At 59.8% G+C, this 16,447-nt stretch carries 12 protein-coding genes and 1 tRNA gene; 8 read left to right on the plus strand and 5 right to left on the minus strand.

The genetic code is table 11. The annotated features are described in order from the left end of the window. Positions 1 to 60: 60 nt before the first annotated feature. The 5 genes from prfB (at position 61) to AC1DZE_RS01415 (ending at position 6,000) form a co-directional block, all read left to right on the plus strand. Positions 61 to 1,165, plus strand: a protein-coding gene (prfB, locus tag AC1DZE_RS01395) for a peptide chain release factor 2 (RefSeq protein WP_477668088.1) whose coding sequence is annotated in 2 segments (ribosomal slippage) — positions 61 to 141 and positions 143 to 1,165 — 1,104 coding nt in all. Because the reading frame shifts where the segments join, the coding sequence is not laid out codon by codon here. Positions 1,166 to 1,233: 68 nt separating this feature from the next. Then, positions 1,234 to 3,957 carry an aminopeptidase N gene (pepN, locus tag AC1DZE_RS01400; protein WP_477672435.1) on the plus strand — a complete coding sequence of 908 codons (2,724 nt, stop codon included), beginning with the start codon at positions 1,234 to 1,236 and terminating at the stop codon, positions 3,955 to 3,957. Positions 3,958 to 3,975: 18 nt separating this feature from the next. After that, on the plus strand, positions 3,976 to 4,833 hold the full coding sequence (locus AC1DZE_RS01405) for a tetratricopeptide repeat protein (RefSeq protein WP_477699703.1): 858 nt from the start codon (positions 3,976 to 3,978) through the stop codon (positions 4,831 to 4,833). Between the two features lie 60 nt (positions 4,834 to 4,893). Next, positions 4,894 to 5,901, plus strand: a complete 1,008-nt coding sequence (locus tag AC1DZE_RS01410) for a class 1 fructose-bisphosphatase (protein ID WP_477699704.1) — start codon at positions 4,894 to 4,896, stop codon at positions 5,899 to 5,901. Between the two features lie 23 nt (positions 5,902 to 5,924). Continuing rightward, positions 5,925 to 6,000: transfer RNA gene (locus AC1DZE_RS01415), tRNA-Thr, on the plus strand. A 173-nt stretch (positions 6,001 to 6,173) separates the two neighbouring features. On the opposite strand, the gene AC1DZE_RS01420 is transcribed toward AC1DZE_RS01415, so the two are convergent. Continuing rightward, positions 6,174 to 7,013, minus strand: a complete 840-nt coding sequence (locus AC1DZE_RS01420; protein ID WP_477674312.1) for a lysozyme inhibitor LprI family protein — start codon at positions 7,011 to 7,013, stop codon at positions 6,174 to 6,176. A 391-nt stretch (positions 7,014 to 7,404) separates the two neighbouring features. Between AC1DZE_RS01420 and AC1DZE_RS01425 the strand changes: the two genes are divergently transcribed. Continuing rightward, positions 7,405 to 9,495: an O-linked N-acetylglucosamine transferase, SPINDLY family protein gene (locus tag AC1DZE_RS01425; protein ID WP_477668093.1), complete on the plus strand. Its 2,091-nt coding sequence runs from the start codon at positions 7,405 to 7,407 to the stop codon at positions 9,493 to 9,495. A gap of 197 nt (positions 9,496 to 9,692) precedes the next feature. Continuing rightward, positions 9,693 to 10,598 (plus strand): amino acid ABC transporter substrate-binding protein, encoded by a 906-nt coding sequence (locus AC1DZE_RS01430; protein ID WP_477699705.1) that lies wholly within the window; start codon positions 9,693 to 9,695, stop codon positions 10,596 to 10,598. Positions 10,599 to 10,639: 41 nt separating this feature from the next. Here AC1DZE_RS01430 and AC1DZE_RS01435 read toward each other — a convergent pair whose 3' ends face one another. Together AC1DZE_RS01435 and AC1DZE_RS01440 are read right to left on the minus strand one after the other, a co-directional pair. After that, on the minus strand, positions 10,640 to 11,482 hold the full coding sequence (locus AC1DZE_RS01435) for a DUF2726 domain-containing protein (RefSeq protein WP_477699706.1): 843 nt from the start codon (positions 11,480 to 11,482) through the stop codon (positions 10,640 to 10,642). A gap of 173 nt (positions 11,483 to 11,655) precedes the next feature. Further along, on the minus strand, positions 11,656 to 12,993 hold the full coding sequence (locus AC1DZE_RS01440) for a hemolysin family protein (protein WP_477699707.1): 1,338 nt from the start codon (positions 12,991 to 12,993) through the stop codon (positions 11,656 to 11,658). Positions 12,994 to 13,016: 23 nt separating this feature from the next. On the opposite strand from AC1DZE_RS01440, the gene AC1DZE_RS01445 reads away from it, so the two are divergent. Next, on the plus strand, positions 13,017 to 13,883 hold the full coding sequence (locus AC1DZE_RS01445; RefSeq protein ID WP_477673586.1) for a symmetrical bis(5'-nucleosyl)-tetraphosphatase: 867 nt from the start codon (positions 13,017 to 13,019) through the stop codon (positions 13,881 to 13,883). Here AC1DZE_RS01445 and AC1DZE_RS01450 read toward each other — a convergent pair. Beyond that, a complete protein-coding gene (locus AC1DZE_RS01450; protein WP_477699708.1) occupies positions 13,880 to 14,800 on the minus strand; it encodes a YihY/virulence factor BrkB family protein in 921 nt (306 codons plus the stop codon). The two genes, AC1DZE_RS01445 and AC1DZE_RS01450, sit on opposite strands and share 4 nt — an antisense overlap. A gap of 168 nt (positions 14,801 to 14,968) precedes the next feature. Beyond that, positions 14,969 to 16,414 carry a DEAD/DEAH box helicase gene (locus tag AC1DZE_RS01455; protein WP_477668099.1) on the minus strand — a complete coding sequence of 482 codons (1,446 nt, stop codon included), beginning with the start codon at positions 16,412 to 16,414 and terminating at the stop codon, positions 14,969 to 14,971. Positions 16,415 to 16,447: the final 33 nt, after the last annotated feature.

Below are 16,447 nucleotides of genomic sequence, written 5' to 3' on the forward strand. Positions count from 1 at the left end.
TGAGAAAATGGGCGGTTCAGCCGCCAATGCGGCAATCACACATCTCAGGACAGAAAAATCATGGAAGCAGAACGCATCAACCTCATCGGCAACCAGCTCATCGACCTCAGCAACCGGGTCAACGAACTTCGGGGGTATCTTTGACTACCCTGCCAAAGAACGAAAACTGAACGAAGTCAACGCCGCACTGGAAGACCCGAAGGTCTGGGACAACCCCAAGCGCGCGCAAGAGCTCGGCAGGGAAAAGAAATCGCTGGAAGACGTGGTCCATGTGATCGACCGCCTGAGCTCCGAGCTGGCCGACAACACCGAACTCTTCGAGATGTCCAAGGCCGAAGGCGATGACGCCGGCATGCAGACGATTGAAGCAGAAGCCGCCAAGGTGGCTACGGAAGTCGAAAAGATGGAATTTCGCCGGATGTTCAACAACCCGGCCGACCCCCTGCCCTGCTTCCTGGACATCCAGGCCGGCGCGGGTGGCACTGAAGCCTGCGACTGGGCCAGCATGCTGCTGCGCCAGTACCTCAAGTACGCCGAGCGCAAGGGTTTCAAGACCACCGTCGAAGACGAATCCCCGGGCGACACGGCAGGTATCAAGGGTGCGACCATCAAGATCGAGGGCGAGTACGCTTTCGGCCTGCTGCGCACGGAAACCGGCGTGCACCGCCTGGTGCGCAAGTCGCCGTTTGACTCCTCCGGCGGGCGCCACACCTCGTTCGCTTCGGTGTTTGTCTACCCCGAGATCGATGACTCGATTGAAATCGAGATCAACCCGTCGGACGTACGCACCGACACCTTCCGCGCCAGCGGCGCCGGCGGCCAGCACATCAACAAGACCGACTCGGCCGTGCGCCTGACGCACATCCCGACCGGCATTGTGGTGCAGTGCCAGGACGGCCGAAGCCAGCACAGCAACCGCGACGTCGCCTGGAAACGCCTGCGCTCGCGCCTGTATGACTTCGAATTGCGCAAGCAGCAGGAAGCCCAGCAAAAACTCGAAGACACAAAAACCGACGTGGGCTGGGGCCACCAGATCCGCAGCTATGTGCTGGACAACAGCCGCATCAAGGACCTGCGCACCAATGTGGAAGTCTCGGCCACGCAGAAAGTGCTGGACGGCGACCTGGACGTGTTTATTGAAGCCTCACTCAAACAAGGTGTGTGAGGGCGTGTGAGCGTGTGACTTTCGACGCGCTCCGGAAGTTGTGAAATTTTGATTTTCAGGAATTAACCATGCTGCATATGCTTGACGGAGCGAGCCCCGGCGCCGCGGTGGTCATCAACCGCGCCGACTACGTCGCGCCCGCCTACTGGATCGACACGGTCGATCTGTGCTTTGACCTGGACCCGCAGAAAACGCGCGTGCTCAACAAAATGAGCCTGCGCCGCAACCCGGACGTACCGGCACAAGCCCTGAAGCTGGACGGCGAAGAGCTCAATCTCTCCCGTGTTCTGGTCAACGGCCAGGGCACCTCATTCAAGATGGAAGGCAACCAGCTGGTGCTGGAAAACCTGCCAGAGGGCACCGAGCCCTTCGAGCTGGAAATCTTCACCACCACCTGCCCCGCCAAAAACACCAAGCTGATGGGCCTGTACGTCAGCAACAACTCCTTCTTCACGCAGTGTGAGGCTGAGGGTTTCAGGCGTATCACCTACTTCCTGGACCGCCCCGACGTGATGGCCAGCTACACCGTGACCCTGCGCGCCGACAAGGCGCAGTACCCGGTGCTGCTGTCCAACGGCAACCTGGTCAGCCAGGGCCCGCTGGAGCCCGGCCCCAACGGCGCGCGGCATTTCGCCAAGTGGGTAGACCCGCACAAAAAACCGAGCTACCTCTTTGCCCTGGTAGCCGGCCAGCTGGTGGCCCGCGAGCAGCGCATCACCTCCCGCGCAGGCAAGGAACACGTGCTACAGGTCTATGTGCGCCCCGGTGACCTGGACAAAACCGAGCACGCCATGACTTCGCTGATGCATTCGGTCGCCTGGGACGAGGCCCGCTTCGGCCTGCCGCTGGACCTGGAACGCTTCATGATCGTCGCCACCAGCGACTTCAACATGGGTGCGATGGAAAACAAGGGCCTGAACATCTTCAACACCAAGTACGTGCTGGCCAACCAGGCCACCGCCACCGATGTTGATTTCTCCAACATCGAAAGCGTGGTCGGCCACGAGTACTTCCACAACTGGACCGGCAACCGCGTGACCTGCCGCGACTGGTTCCAGCTCAGCCTGAAGGAAGGCTTGACGGTCTTCCGCGACCAGGAGTTTTCACAAGACCTGTGCGGCGAAGCCTCGGCCCGCGCCGTCAAGCGCATTGAGGACGTGCGTGTGCTGCGCACCGCCCAGTTCCCCGAAGACGCCGGCCCCATGGCCCACCCGGTGCGGCCCGACAGCTACGTCGAGATCAGCAACTTCTACACCGTCACGATTTATGAAAAGGGCGCCGAAGTCGTGCGCATGATGCAGACGCTGGTGGGCCGCGATGGCTTTGCCCGCGGCATGACGCTTTACTTTGAACGGCACGACGGCCACGCCGTAACCTGCGACGACTTTGCGCAGGCGATTGCCGACGCCAACCCGATGTCGGACCTGGCGCGCCTGCTGCCGCAGTTCAAGCGCTGGTACAGCCAGGCCGGCACGCCGCGTGTGCACGCGCAGGGTGCTTATGACGCGGCGGCGCGCACCTACACCCTGACCTTGTCGCAAAGCTGCATGCCCACGGCAGGGCAAGCCGTGAAGGAGCCGTTTGTCATACCGGTCGGCCTGGGCCTGCTGGGCGCAGATGGCCAGGACTTGCCGCTGCAGCTGGCCGGTGAGAGCCAGGCACCTGCCCGCACCCGTACCGTAGTGCTGACGCAGGCCAGCGAAACGCTGACCTTCGTCAACATCGATGCCGAGCCGGTGCCCTCCATCCTGCGCGGCTTCACCGCCCCGGTGGTGCTGGAGTTTGACTACACCGACGCCCAGCTGCTGCACCTGCTGGCGCATGACAGCGACCCTTTCAACCGCTGGGAGGCCGGGCAACGCCTGGCCGTCAACCGCGCTATCAAATCCATAGCTGGTGGCGCAGGCCCCGTAACGGCTGCAGTGCTCGATGATGCTTATCTTGATGCGATGCGCCAGGTGCTGCGCCACCCCGCGCTGGACTCGGCCTTCAAGGAACTGGTGCTGACGCTGCCGTCTGAGACCTACCTGGCCGAGCAGCTTGACGTGGTGGACCCGCAGCGCATTCATGCAGTGCGCGAAGCCATGCGCCTGCAGCTGGCCACGGCACTGGCAGCCGACTGGCAAGCCGTGTACGAGGCCAACCACGACACCGGCGCCTACACGCCAGACCCGGCCTCCTCGGGCCGCCGCGCGCTCGCGGGTATGGCGCTCACGCACCTGTGCCTGGCAGCGCAGGCTTCTGGCGATACCCTCTGGCCGGGCAAGACCCTGCAGCGCTTCAAGGACGCCGGCAACATGACCGACCGCTTCAACGCGCTGGCGGCCCTGGTCTCCAGCGGCCACGCACTGGCGGCCGAGGCGTTGCCGCTATTCCACGCCATGTTCAAGGACGAAGCCCTGGTCATCGACAAATGGTTTGGCCTGCAGGCCGGCGCGCCGGATCGCGGCGGCAACATCCTGCCGGCGGTCAAACAACTCATGAAGCATTCCGACTTCAGCCTGCGCAACCCCAATCGCGCGCGCAGCGTGGTCAGCACCTACTGCCAGGGCAACCCGGCCGCCTTCCACCGCGCGGACGCCGCGGGTTATGTGTTCTGGAGCGACCGCGTGATGGAGCTCGACGCCATCAATCCGCAAGTGGCCGCCCGCCTGGCGCGCGCGCTCGACCGCTGGAGCAAGCTGGCCGAGCCCTACCGCAGCGCGGCGCGTGAGGCGATCGCGCGCGTTGCAGCCAAGACTGATTTGAGCAAGGACACACACGAAGTCGTCTCTCGCGCACTGGCTGACTGAACGCGGACGGCACCCGCCATGGCATTGTTCACATTCAATAACCCCGCACAGCGGTTTGCGAAGAAGTTCAACCCGCTGCGCGACACGGTGTACGACGCCAGCGGCATGTTCAGCGGTTCACGCATGTCAGCCGACCTGGCCGCGCTGGAGCCCCTGGCCGAGGCCCTGGGCGCCGACTCCGCCGAGCTGGCTGACTTGCTGTGGTTGCAGTTCGTGGTGTTCCGCAAACGCCAGCTGGATGCCGAGGGCCTGCCCCTGGGCCTGCGCGCCCTGGCCATCCGCGCTGCCAAGGACAGCCTCACACCCACCGAGCGCTACGAACAGCATTACGCCATCGGCGAGTCGGCCCTGGAAGCCGAGGAGTACAACACCGCCGTCGAGCACCTTCAGCAGTCGGTCCACTGGGCCGCGCACGAAGGCGCCACCCTGAACACCGACCAGAAGCTGGGTATTCGCGAAGAGACAGGCTACGCCCTGCACGAGGCCGGCCGCTTCGCCGAGGCACTGGCGCACAACCAGCAACTGCTGGCTGATGCACAAAGCGCCTTCGGCTCCGGCACGGACAAGCGCCTCTGCGGCCTCATCAACAACCTGGCGCAAAATACCTACGAGCTCGGCGAGCATGCGCAGGCGCAGGCCTGGCTGCAACAGCGCCTGGCGCTGGGCCAGGCCCTGCAGGACACAGACATCGTGCTGGACACCTTGTTCCAGCTCGGTGTGCTCGCGCACGAAACGGACCAGCCCACCGAAGCGCGCGCCCTCTTCCAGCAACGTGTGGACATTGCCCGCGCGAAGGACGACGAGGACCTGCTGGACGACGCCCTGGCCACGCTCGCCGAATTTGAAGAACGCGAACAGCAAGGCGAGCCTGGCTAAGCGCCCCGCCCAGCCATACGCCGCCCAAACGAACTATCCCTCAATCGAACGGAGCCCCCTATGTCCCAAAAAATCTCCCTGACCCGCTACCTGATCGAACAGCAGCGCATCGACGGTCACATTCCCTCGCAGCTTCGCCTGCTGCTCGAAGTGGTCGCCCGCGCCTGCAAGAGCATCAGCCAGGCCGTCAACAAGGGTGCGCTCGGCAGCGGCATGGGCAGCGCCGAAAGCGAGAACGTGCAGGGTGAGATCCAGAAGAAGCTGGACATCATTGCCAACGAAGTGCTGATTGAGGCCAATGAATGGGGCGGCCACCTGGCCGGCATGGCCAGCGAGGAAATGGAAGGCATTTACGTGGTGCCGAATCGCTACCCCCAAGGTGAATACCTGCTGCTGTTCGACCCGCTCGACGGCTCCAGCAACATCGACATCAACGTCAGCATTGGCACCATCTTCAGCGTGCTGAAAATGCCCGAGGGCGACCGCGCTGTGGATGAAGGCGACTTCCTTCAGGCCGGCCACAAACAGGTGGCGGCGGGTTACTGCATCTACGGCCCGCAGACCACGCTGGTGCTGACGGTGGGCGACGGCGTCGCCATGTTCACGCTGGACCGTGAGCAAGGCTCCTTTGTGCTGATCGAGGAAAACGTGCAGATCCCTGAAGACACCAAAGAGTTCGCCATCAACATGAGCAACATGCGCCACTGGGACGCCCCGGTCAAGCGCTACGTGGACGAGTTGCTGGCCGGCAAGGACGGTCCGCGCGGCAAGGACTTCAACATGCGCTGGATCGCCGCCATGGTGGCCGACGTGCACCGCATCCTGTGCCGCGGCGGCATCTTCCTCTACCCTTGGGACAAACGCGAGCCCGAAAAAGCCGGAAAACTGCGCCTCATGTACGAAGCCAACCCCATGAGCTGGCTCATTGAGCAAGCCGGCGGCGCCGCCACCAACGGCAAAGACCGCATCCTGGACTTGCAACCCACCAAGCTGCACGAACGGGTCAGCGTCATACTCGGCTCCAAAAATGAGGTCGAACGGGTGACCTCCTACCACTCCGGGCTATAATTGAAGGCTGTATTTCATAAAAAGCCGGTGTAGCTCAGTCGGTAGAGCAGCTCATTCGTAATGAGAAGGTCGGGTGTTCGATTCATCTCTCCGGCACCAATTCAGGCGGAAATAGCGATAGTGGTCACTTACCGGTGATCGCTGAGGTCACTTCTGGTGACAGTCGATTTTCCGCATTAAAAATGCCTCCTTTGTGGAGGCTTTTTCTTTTCGGTAGGCAAGCATTTACCGCCGACTCAACCCAAACCTTGTTGATTTCTGCTGCCCTCTCATCAGCAAGACACAAAACCTGTTCTCGCAGCAGCTCTCGCAGCGGTACACACTACAGTGAGGGTTCCAAAATCGTAAAACGCTGAATGACCGATGTCACCGCTGGGCTCAGGAACGCCTATGGGAACAAAGAAGGTTGCTCTATATTCGTTTACCAAACCAGAAGGGTAAGTGAACTTGTCAAGCACCACATAGGCACGCGATAAGTCCGTTTCGGCTACAGAAAGAGCATCTTCTGTCACTGGCACCAGGAGGTTTTTCCTGGTGTAGTTTTTGTCAATGTATGCATCCCGAAATTTTCTTACATCTTCTGCCGTTGCTTTACGAATAATTCCATCTCGAATGGCTTTATCAAGAGCAGGTTGGGGGTCGGGCTCCGCAGACTTGGAGTCTTGTAGCTCGAAGCAAGTTCCTTCCTTGCACTTCAAGATTTCAGCAAGCTCTTTCTCGCGCCTATCCGTCATCTCTTGCCAACACATGGCGATCGCTACACGGCGGAAGCTTCCTCCTTCCCAGTCCCCCGTGGAGAACATGCAATCCGAGTCGCGGAACTCAAGCCATGCCTTCTGCGATTTGCGCAGAGCATTTTTCAAGTCGGTACTCACCAAGCGTCGCATCAATAGCCGATAGGTATCGTTCAGAGCGACGTCCTTCGTGTAGTAGCCATACCAAGTGCAAAGAGCCATGTCTCCAGTGCCATCGCAGCCTTTTGAGATTTCTTCACGAATCTCTTTTTCTGTATAGCCTTTTTGCCCCTGTGCCATAGCTCGGATAGCTCTGTCGTTGCCCAAAGAATAGGTCGTTGTGAGCAAGAGAAGTGCGAGAACTGCAGTGAACTTCATGGTGAGAACTAACGTTGGATTAAATCGATGTCCTGTGTGACTCTATTGTCCGGGGTTTCAGGCATATACAAGGGATGTGATTAGCACCATTTTTGGATCTCCCCCCGTGGGTGTCAAATTTCCGCACTGAGCTGCCCTTAAAAATTGACAGCTTAAAGGCTCCTGTTAGATATATGAAAGCATCTCTTCGGAACCAATTGAAAGTCCGACTCGACTACAGCGCCCCTAAGTTGCACACCCGTCTTTTTCAATAGTGAGGTAAGGACGCCCTCGTCTGGCAATTGCGTGAACGTCCAAAAAAGGGGGTTAGCCCCAGCCTTGGCCTCAGTCGCGCCTGTTTGCGCGTGAAGGGCATGCGAAGATATAACCTCCCGGAAACCAAAAAATCAAAATGCTGGAGCAGCTTCTTTCCAACTACATCGGCAATGCCGGCGCCGCCAACGCTCGCGGTGAATACGCCGCCGCCGCTGAGTGGTGCCAACGTAGTCTTCAACTCGCCCCTGACCTGCCTGAAGCCTGGTATCACCTGGGAACCGCATTCGGTGGGATGGGCAGAAAACCTGAGGCGGTAGACGCCCTTGAAAAGGCCCGGGTTCGGACACTCAATTCTGCGGACGCACAAAACAGCATCGGCCTGCAGCTGACCGAATTGGGGGCATACCTTAAGGCGGAGCAATGTCTGAATCAGGCGCTGGCATTGGCGCCGGACTATGCTTTTGCCCACTCCAACCTGGGCAAACTCCGGAGCAAACAGAAACGGCTGGACGATGCCGAAACGGCTTTCAGGAAGGCAATTGCACTGAGTCCGGATCTGGCTCCCGCTTATGTCAATCTTGGTGGCGTATTGAGTGACCAGAAAAATTACGAGGCCGCCGAAGCCGCCTGCCGCAAGGCAACCGAGCTGGCGCCGGATTCAGCCGAGGCCTGGCTCAACCTGGGGATCGCGTTGAACGGACTGAAGCAGCATGAGGCAGCCGAATCCTCTTACGCGAAAGCGATGGCGCTTGCACCGCATTGGCCCGACGTGTGGATCAACCGGGGAGTCGCTCTCGATGAGATGAAACGGCATGACGCGGCTGCCGACTGTTACAAGCGGAGCATGGAGCTGGATGCAAACGTCGAATTCGTGTTTGGTTCGCTGTTGCACGCAAAAATGAAGGTTTGCGACTGGCATTCACTTGCCTCCGATCTGCCAAAGATTTTCCAGGAAATCGAGCGTGGGAGGAATGTGGCAATACCGTTCGAAATCCTGGGACTCACTACGGATTTGGCGTTGCAGGCGCAAGCGGCCGCTATATGGGTCAAAGACAGATGCCCAAACTCAGCCACCGTCAGCCCCATCCCCAAACGCCAGCGACACGAAAAAATTCGGATCGGGTATTTTTCCGCTGACTTTCACAACCATGCAACCATGCATTTGATGGCTGAGTTGTTTGAGAGACATGACCGGTCCAGGTTCGAGCTATACGCCTTCTCGTTTGGGCCCGACAAGAAAGACACGATGAGGGACAGGGTTTCGGCGATTTTTGACAAGTTTTTTGATGTACGCCTTCAATCCGACAAAGCCGTCGTACAACTTTCAAGAGATCTGGAGGTAGACATTGCCATCGATCTGAATGGCTACACGCTAGGAAGCCGGCCAGGAATTTTTAATCTCAGAGCTGCGCCTGTTCAGGTGAACTATCTCGCCTATCCGGGAACGATGAGCGCCGATTTCATGGACTATCTCATTGCAGACAAAACGGTCGTTCCAGAAGCCAGTCAACAGCAGTACACCGAAAAGATCGTCTACCTTCCCAATAGCTACCAACCAAACGACAGCAAGCGCTTAATTTCCGACAAGGTATTGAGCCGCAGAGAAGCTGGCTTGCCTGAGACAGGTTTTGTCTTCTGCTGCTTCAACAACAGTTTCAAAATTACACCCGAAGTTTTTGGTTGCTGGATGCGGATATTGAAGGCTGTGGAAGGAAGCGTCCTCTGGCTTCTTCAGGACAACCCAAAAGCAGCCATCAACTTGTCTGAAGAAGCATTGCGAAGAGGCATTGCCTCGGAGCGGCTGATTTTTGCGCAGCGGGTGCCCCCCGCCGACCACCTTGCAAGGCATCGCCTGGCCGACCTGTTTTTGGATACGCTGCCTTACAACGCGCACACAACGGCCAATGATGCACTGTTGACGGGGCTGCCCATATTGACGTGCATGGGTGAATCTTTCGCCAGCCGGGTGGCCGCAAGCCTGCTGAATACGGTTGACTTGACCGAGCTGGTTACCTCGAACGTGACGGACTATGAGGCCTCTGCGATTGAGTTGGCGACCGTCCCCCGGCGCCTGGCACAGATCAAGGAAAAGCTGGCTCGAAACAGGCTGGCAACACCGCTGTTTGATACGCCCTTGTTCGTCAGTCACATCGAGGCGGCTTACACGGCAATGTATGAGCGCTATCAAAGCGATCTGCCGCCTGCATGCATTTACGTTCAACAATAGTTCTGCAGCGGTCATTGCCGAACTGAAGGTATCCTGAAAATCAACGGCTGGTGCGATCCTGGGCTTTTTTCATTCATAGCCGCCGATGATTGCAACACAATGAGTACCTTGGTCGTACCGGGAAAGTCATCCCCCCGCATTGTTTGCGTGCCTGGGCCTTTTACATAAGAATCAAACCCAGCAACAGGGGGATTCGTATGGGGATAATTCCGCTTCGTCCTTTTCGACAACGGCTGTTTCCGGCCGTCCTGGCTATAGCGGCGATTGCCGTACCGCAGTGGGCTCAAGCGCAGGCCACACTGGAGAAAATCAAGAGCCGTGGGCAGATCAATGTCGGCTACCGCGCAAACTCCGCGCCTTTCTCGTTTCACCAGACTGCAGAAAAGCCGCTGGGTTATAGCATCGAATTCTGCAAACCCATCATCGAACGGCTCCGCCAGGCTGTCGGCAAGCCGAACCTGCCGGTACGGTATATCGAAACGTATGTGGACGCCCGCACACGCTTGCTGTCTGAAGGCAGTGTCGATTTGCTGTGCGAGAACGTGACCGACACACCGGAGCGCCGGACGCGGATGGATTTCTCGACACCGATTTTTATCGAAGCTGTCCAGGTGGCGGTGCGGACCAAAGACAAACTCAGCGCACTCGACCAACTGCAAGGCAAAAGCATTGTGGGCATTGCCGGCACCACCGTGGTTCCCGCGCTGGATCTTTACGCGCAGCAGCATTCATTGAAGTGGCAACACGCCAAAGCAGTCAACGCGGATGCCGCCCTCGGACAGTTGCAACTGGGCTGGGCGGCAGGGTACGCCCGCGACGGTGTTGCGCTCGCCGCGCAATTGGCGAGCCTGCCCAATGCAGGCGATTACCTGATCCTGCCCGAACGCCTGTCCGTAGAACCTATTGCCATCGCCTACCGCAAGGGGGATGCAGTCATGGGTGACCTGGTGAACGCCTCTATCAAGGAATCCATGCGCAGCGGCGCAGCGCAGGGCTGGTATGAACAATGGTTTTTAAAACCCATGAAACCGGGCGGCAAACCGCTGACAACCGTGATGCCGGCGGAAACGAAGGCATTGTTTGACACCGCGAAAGCAAATTGAGTAGAGCCTGAAGGCCGCAACACCGCTACGGCTTTAAACGTTCAGGCGTTGGTGCCGTTCGGCGTATCCGGCTCTTCCGGTGTGATGAAAGAGTCTTCCCACTGCACAGCAAAATTGTGGTCGGCATTGTCATGAACAATGCCTGAACCGGTACTGAGCGGGTCGAAATTGGTGAACCGTATCCTGCGGTTGCGTTCCAGCTTGGCTTGCAGGCTGCTTCGGGCTGCCGCGATGTCCATGCTGGCGACTTTTGGCGCGTCCTCCAGGAGGGTTCCGTTGGCTGCACGCATGGTATCGGGCACGGTGGCCATGGCATCGGCGTCGGCATCCACCTCAACTGGCAAGGCCAAGGGAGGCTCGCCCAGCACGGCGGGTTCGTCGTCCGACAGGTCGATTTCTCCGAGGAACGCCGCGCGAACATCTTCCAGGGAGGGAAGGTTGCTCGCACGCACGACGGCGTAGGCAATCCCGCATTCTTCAAACAGCTTGCGCTTGAGGTCGCGGTTACTGGCCTTGAGCCCACGGGGACCGGGAACATCCAGGCAACCAATGACGGTTCCATCCGCGGCGCATACAGTGAAAGTGYAGTAAACGGTTTTCAGCAATTCAAAGGAACGCTGCCCTTCGGCTTCGGTTCGCGGCGAGACAAAGCGGATGACAGGGACTTTGATCAGGACATGGTGGTCAAAAAAGGCCCGCTGAAGCCAATGCCACACGTCCTGTTCGGCCTCCAGTAGCAGTGGCCTTGGCTGCAGGTGCCAATGCGCGGGAAGGCGCCGTTTTTTGCGCGCGGAACGCGCCAGCCAGCCATGGTGGCAGGCTGCTCCCGTCGCCATTGCAGACACCGCCGTCGCAGTGAGCGCCAACACAAAAACATCAAACATGAGTGCCTTAACTTTTTTTCAGTTTAAACACAGCCCCGTTAAGTTACAACTATTTACGTATGAAGGTGTTGTGAACGCGACTCATATTGAATCCAATCTACCTAAAAGCGGCCTTTTTTCACATATATGTTCCGCCAATACAACCCAAGTGGTCTACTGGTAGAAACAGATATTTACATATTGGGATCGACCGGGATGGGGCTGGCCAGGATCTTGTCGATCCGCTTGCCATCAAGGTCAAGAACTTCGAAGCGCCAGCCCGCGCATTCCACCCGCTCGGCGGTTTTCAGCAACCGCCCCGAAACGCTTTGAAGCAGGCCGGCCACCGTGTTGTAACGCCCCCGGCCTTCCTCTGGCAGTTCCCTGATATCCAGACGGGCCTTGAGTTCGGAGACAGGCATGACACCGTCAATGAGCCAGCTGCCGTCCTCCCTTTCGGTCGCCCACGCGTCCATCTGCGCGCCGGGCTGCAATTCACCGGTGATGGCTTCCAGCATGTCCATGGGCGTCATGAGACCCTGCACAACCCCGTATTCATCGACCACAAACACAATGCGGGTGGAGCGGGCCCGGAACTGCTCCAGCAATTCCATGCCCGTGAGCGTTTCCGGCACGAAGACCGCCGGCACTGCATAAGCGCCGATACGGTCGGTCACTGAAGGCACTGCGCCTGCGCCCTGGGTTGATGGCACAGGCTGGATCTGGCCGCGCAGCGCGAGCAACTTGGCCACATTGACCACGCCCACCACGTCATCGAGGCTGCCGCGGCACACGGGATACCAGGAGTGGCCGGTGGCGCCGGCCTTGTCGATGGCTTGGGCAATGGTGTCGGAAGCATCGAGCCACTCGATGTCGGAACGCGGCAGCATCAGTGAAGTGAGCAGGCGGTCATCCAGCAAAAACACGTTTTGCACCATCTGGTGTTCATGTTCCTCAATCAGGCCGGCGTCCACGCCCTCCTCCAGGCTGGCTGCGATTTCTTCTTCAGTGACGGCCCGGCCGGCGCTGTTGTCGATACGCAGCAGCTTGAGTACCGCCTGCGTGCTGATGGACAGCAGCCTGACGAAGGGCTTGAAGCCCGTCGCCACCCACATCATGGGCCTTGAAACCAGGCGTGCGACGGTTTCCGGGTAGAGCTGCCCGATGCGTTTGGGCACCAGCTCGCCAAAGACGATGGTGATGAAGGTGATGACTGTCACTACCAGCGCGGTGGCAGTAATCTCGGACGCGCGCGGCCGCACGCCGAAGGTCTGGATCCACGCTGCCAGGCCGCTGCTGAAAGCCGCCTCGCCAATAATGCCGTTGAGCATGCCGATGGAGGTGATGCCGACCTGCACCGACGAAAGAAACTGGGTAGGGTTGTCCAGCAGCCCCAGCGCCGCCTGCGCGCCCTTGTCGCCGGATTCGCCCATGGCCGAGAGCCGGGCTTTGCGGCTCGAAGCCAGTGCCATCTCCGACATGGCAAACACACCGTTGAGCAAGGTCAGAAAAGCAATCAGGAAAAAGTCCATGGGGCCTGGCGCAAAATAAACACATGTCACTTTACTGTATCGGCGACCTGCAGGGTTGCCACGCACCTTTTCAGCGATTGCTGGACAGGATCGATTTCTCCCCCAGCCGCGACACTCTCTACATCCTTGGCGACCTGGTCAACCGCGGCCCCGGCTCCCTTCAGGTGCTGCGCAGCCTCTCGGCATTGGGCGACGCTGCGCAATGCCTGCTCGGCAACCATGACCTGCACCTGCTGGCTGTGTGGCAAGGCGTGCGCAAGCCGGGCCGCAGCGACACCGTACAGGACATCCTCGAGGCCAAGGACAGCCACGCGCTGCTCGACTGGCTGCGCCACCGCGCCATGGCCATCCATCGCTACGGGTGGCTGATGGTGCATGCGGGCGTGCTGCCGCAATGGGCTGCGGCGCAAACCGTGGCGCTGGGCTCAGAGGTGGAGCAGGTGCTGCGCGGCAGCCATCTCAAGGACTTTCTGCAGGCCATGTACGGCAACACGCCTGATCACTGGAGCGACAGCCTGCAGGGCGCCGACAGGCTGCGGGTCATCGTGAACGCGCTCACGCGCCTGCGTTTTTGCACACCCGAAGGCGTGATGGACTTCAGCAGTACCGACGGCCCCGGCAGCGCGCCAGAAGGCCACCTGCCCTGGTTTGATGTTCCCGGCCGGGCCACAGCAGATACGCCGGTGGCGTTTGGCCACTGGTCTACGCTGGCCAGCAGCAAGAACAGCACACCCACCCTGCGCAACAACACCTTGCCACTCGACACCGGCTGCGTGTGGGGCGGCTGCCTGACGGCGGCCAGATTGGGGGCGGCGCCCGGCGAGTTTGAACTGGTCAGTGTGCAATGCGAAGAAGCGCAAAAACCTGGCAAGGCCGGCAAGTCGGCTTAAACCGGTTGCCGCGCGGCACTTGCCTCATCCGCCCAGGCCCGGGCCATGCTTGCAGCCAGCAACAGCACAGCCGACGAAAAGTAAATCCACATCAGGATCACCACCAGTGAGCCCGCCGCGCCATAGGCCGACACAATCGCAGCGGTCGAAAGATAAAAAGCCATCAGGTGCTTGCCGACCGCAAACAGGATGGCCCCCGCGGCGGACCCCATCACCAGATAGCGTAAAGCGGGCTTGGGGCCCACGCTCATTTTCATGAGCGCCACAAAGAGCACCACGCAAAAGCAGAAAGACACGACCTCATTGAGGACCCAGGCGATCTTCTCAATCGGCAAATAACTGCCCGCCCAGCCTGAGAGAAGACTCAGAAAAGTCGAGATCGCCAGCGAAACCAGCAAGAGAAAACCGAAGGCCAGGATGTAGGCCACACCCCGCAACCGCAAAGAAGCGCTGTGCCACCATTTCTGCTGCGGGAGCTCGCCACTGCCTTGCCGCCACAAGCGCTCAAACGCATCCTGCAGTTCGGCAAAAACGCCGGTCGCACCCGACAACAGCAGCGCAAAAGCAAACAGCGAAGCCGTGATGCCCTCTGAAGGAGCCTGGGCACTTGAAAGTGCCTGCTGTACCACCTGTGCGCCCTGCGCGCCGATAACGCTGCGGATTTGATCCACCAGACTGGTTTCGATATACCGGCGGTCCAGCCACCAGCCAAGCACTGCCACCATCAGCACCAGCAACGGCGCCAGGCTGAGGATGCCGTAGAACGACATGGCCGCGCTCATGCGCATGCCGCCTGCATCAATCCAGTGGTCGATGGCCTGCCACAGGGGCCGGTAAAGAGGCCTGAAAATCTTCTGAAGGGAAGAAAGCGCGAAGGCCGGCGAGGCCTGAACATGCGGATCGGGTTTCTCCATCATCCCGGAAGCTTAGGAAACCCGCAGCAAAGACCCAACCGGACAGCAGCTCCCCGCACCGTAGGCGTGAACCGACGGGAATATGGAAACTGGTAGAGAAAATCGGGTAGAGGCGCTGCTCAGCGCCCCGCAATGAACCGGTGCTGGACCGGCTCACCCTGGCCGGTTGTCTTAACCGGCTGTCTTGAACAGCGCTGCGACTTTTTTCTTCGGCTTGATATTGGCCGACACACTGCTGCGCGCGGGGGCAGCTTTGGCGGCGGCTTCCCAGGCGGGCGTGGCATCGGGCGCAGCGGTTGGTTCGTAGGGCTGGTCAAAAAACGGGTCACGCGGCGCCGCCGGCTGGCGATGCGGCGTGTATTCGCGCCGCTCCCGCGGCTGGCGCGCTTCACGCGCATGGCCGCCCTCTTCACCTTCACGGTACATGCGGCGGCCGTCATTGATACGGCCCTGCTCGCTGATACGGGGCTGGTCTTCCTCGAACTCGATGGGCTCCAGTTCGATCTTGGTCTTGATCAGTTTTTCAATATCAGCCACCAGGCGCTGGTCGCTGCTGGCAACAAAACTCACTGCCAGGCCCGATGCGCCAGCCCGGCCGGTACGGCCGATGCGGTGCACGTAATCTTCGGCATTGAAGGGAACATCGAAGTTGAACACTGCGGGCACATCCTTGATGTCCAGGCCGCGCGCCGCCACGTCGGTACACACCAGCAGGTCGACTTCGCCCTTCTTGAAGGCTTCCAGCGCTTTCAGGCGCTCGTCCTGGCTCTTGTCGCCGTGCAGCGCCGTGGTCTTGAGGCCTTCACGTTCCAGGGAACGCGCCAGCCGTGCGCAACCGAGTTTGCTGTTGACGAACACAAAAGCCTGCTTCATGCCGCGCTGTTTCAGGATCTGGTGCAGGGCGCGGCGTTTGTCGTCGGCGCCCACGCTGTAGAAATGCTGCTCGACGGTGGAAGCTGTAGCGTTGGAACGGGCGACCTCGATCGTGACCGGATCCTGCAAATAGCTGGAAGCCAGGCGCTTGATTTCAGGCGAAAAAGTCGCCGAGAACAGCAAGGTGATGCGCTGCTTGGGCAGGTAGCTCAGGATGCGCTGCAGATCGGGCAAAAAGCCGATGTCCAGCATACGGTCGGCTTCGTCGAGCACCACGTATTCGACCTGATTGAGTACGGCGTTCTTGGCTTCAATGTGGTCAAGCAGCCGGCCCGGCGTGGCCACCAGCACTTCAACGCCTTTTTTGAGCTCGGCCGTCTGCGGCTTCATGTCCATGCCGCCAAACACCACGGTGCTGCGCAGATTGGTGTATTTGGCGTACAGCTCGACTTGCTGGGCCACCTGCACGGCGAGTTCGCGCGTGGGCAGCAGCACCAGCGCACGCACCGGGTGGCGGGCTGGCGACGTCGAGGCGTTCTCGTGCTTCATCATGCGCTGCAGCAGGGGCAACGCGAAAGCCGCAGTCTTGCCGGTGCCGGTTTGCGCGGCGCCCATGACGTCTTTACCCTGCAGGACGACCGGGATGGCCTGTTCCTGGATGGGGGTCATGGTTTCGTAGCCCATTTCGGCTACGGCGCGGGCCAGCGGTTCTGCCAGCGAAAGATTGGAAAAAGAGGATGTCATAAAAGGCTCGGCGGTACTCTGCGGGTTGTCTTG

It is taken from the genome of Polaromonas sp. P1_F1 (genome assembly GCF_056405795.1).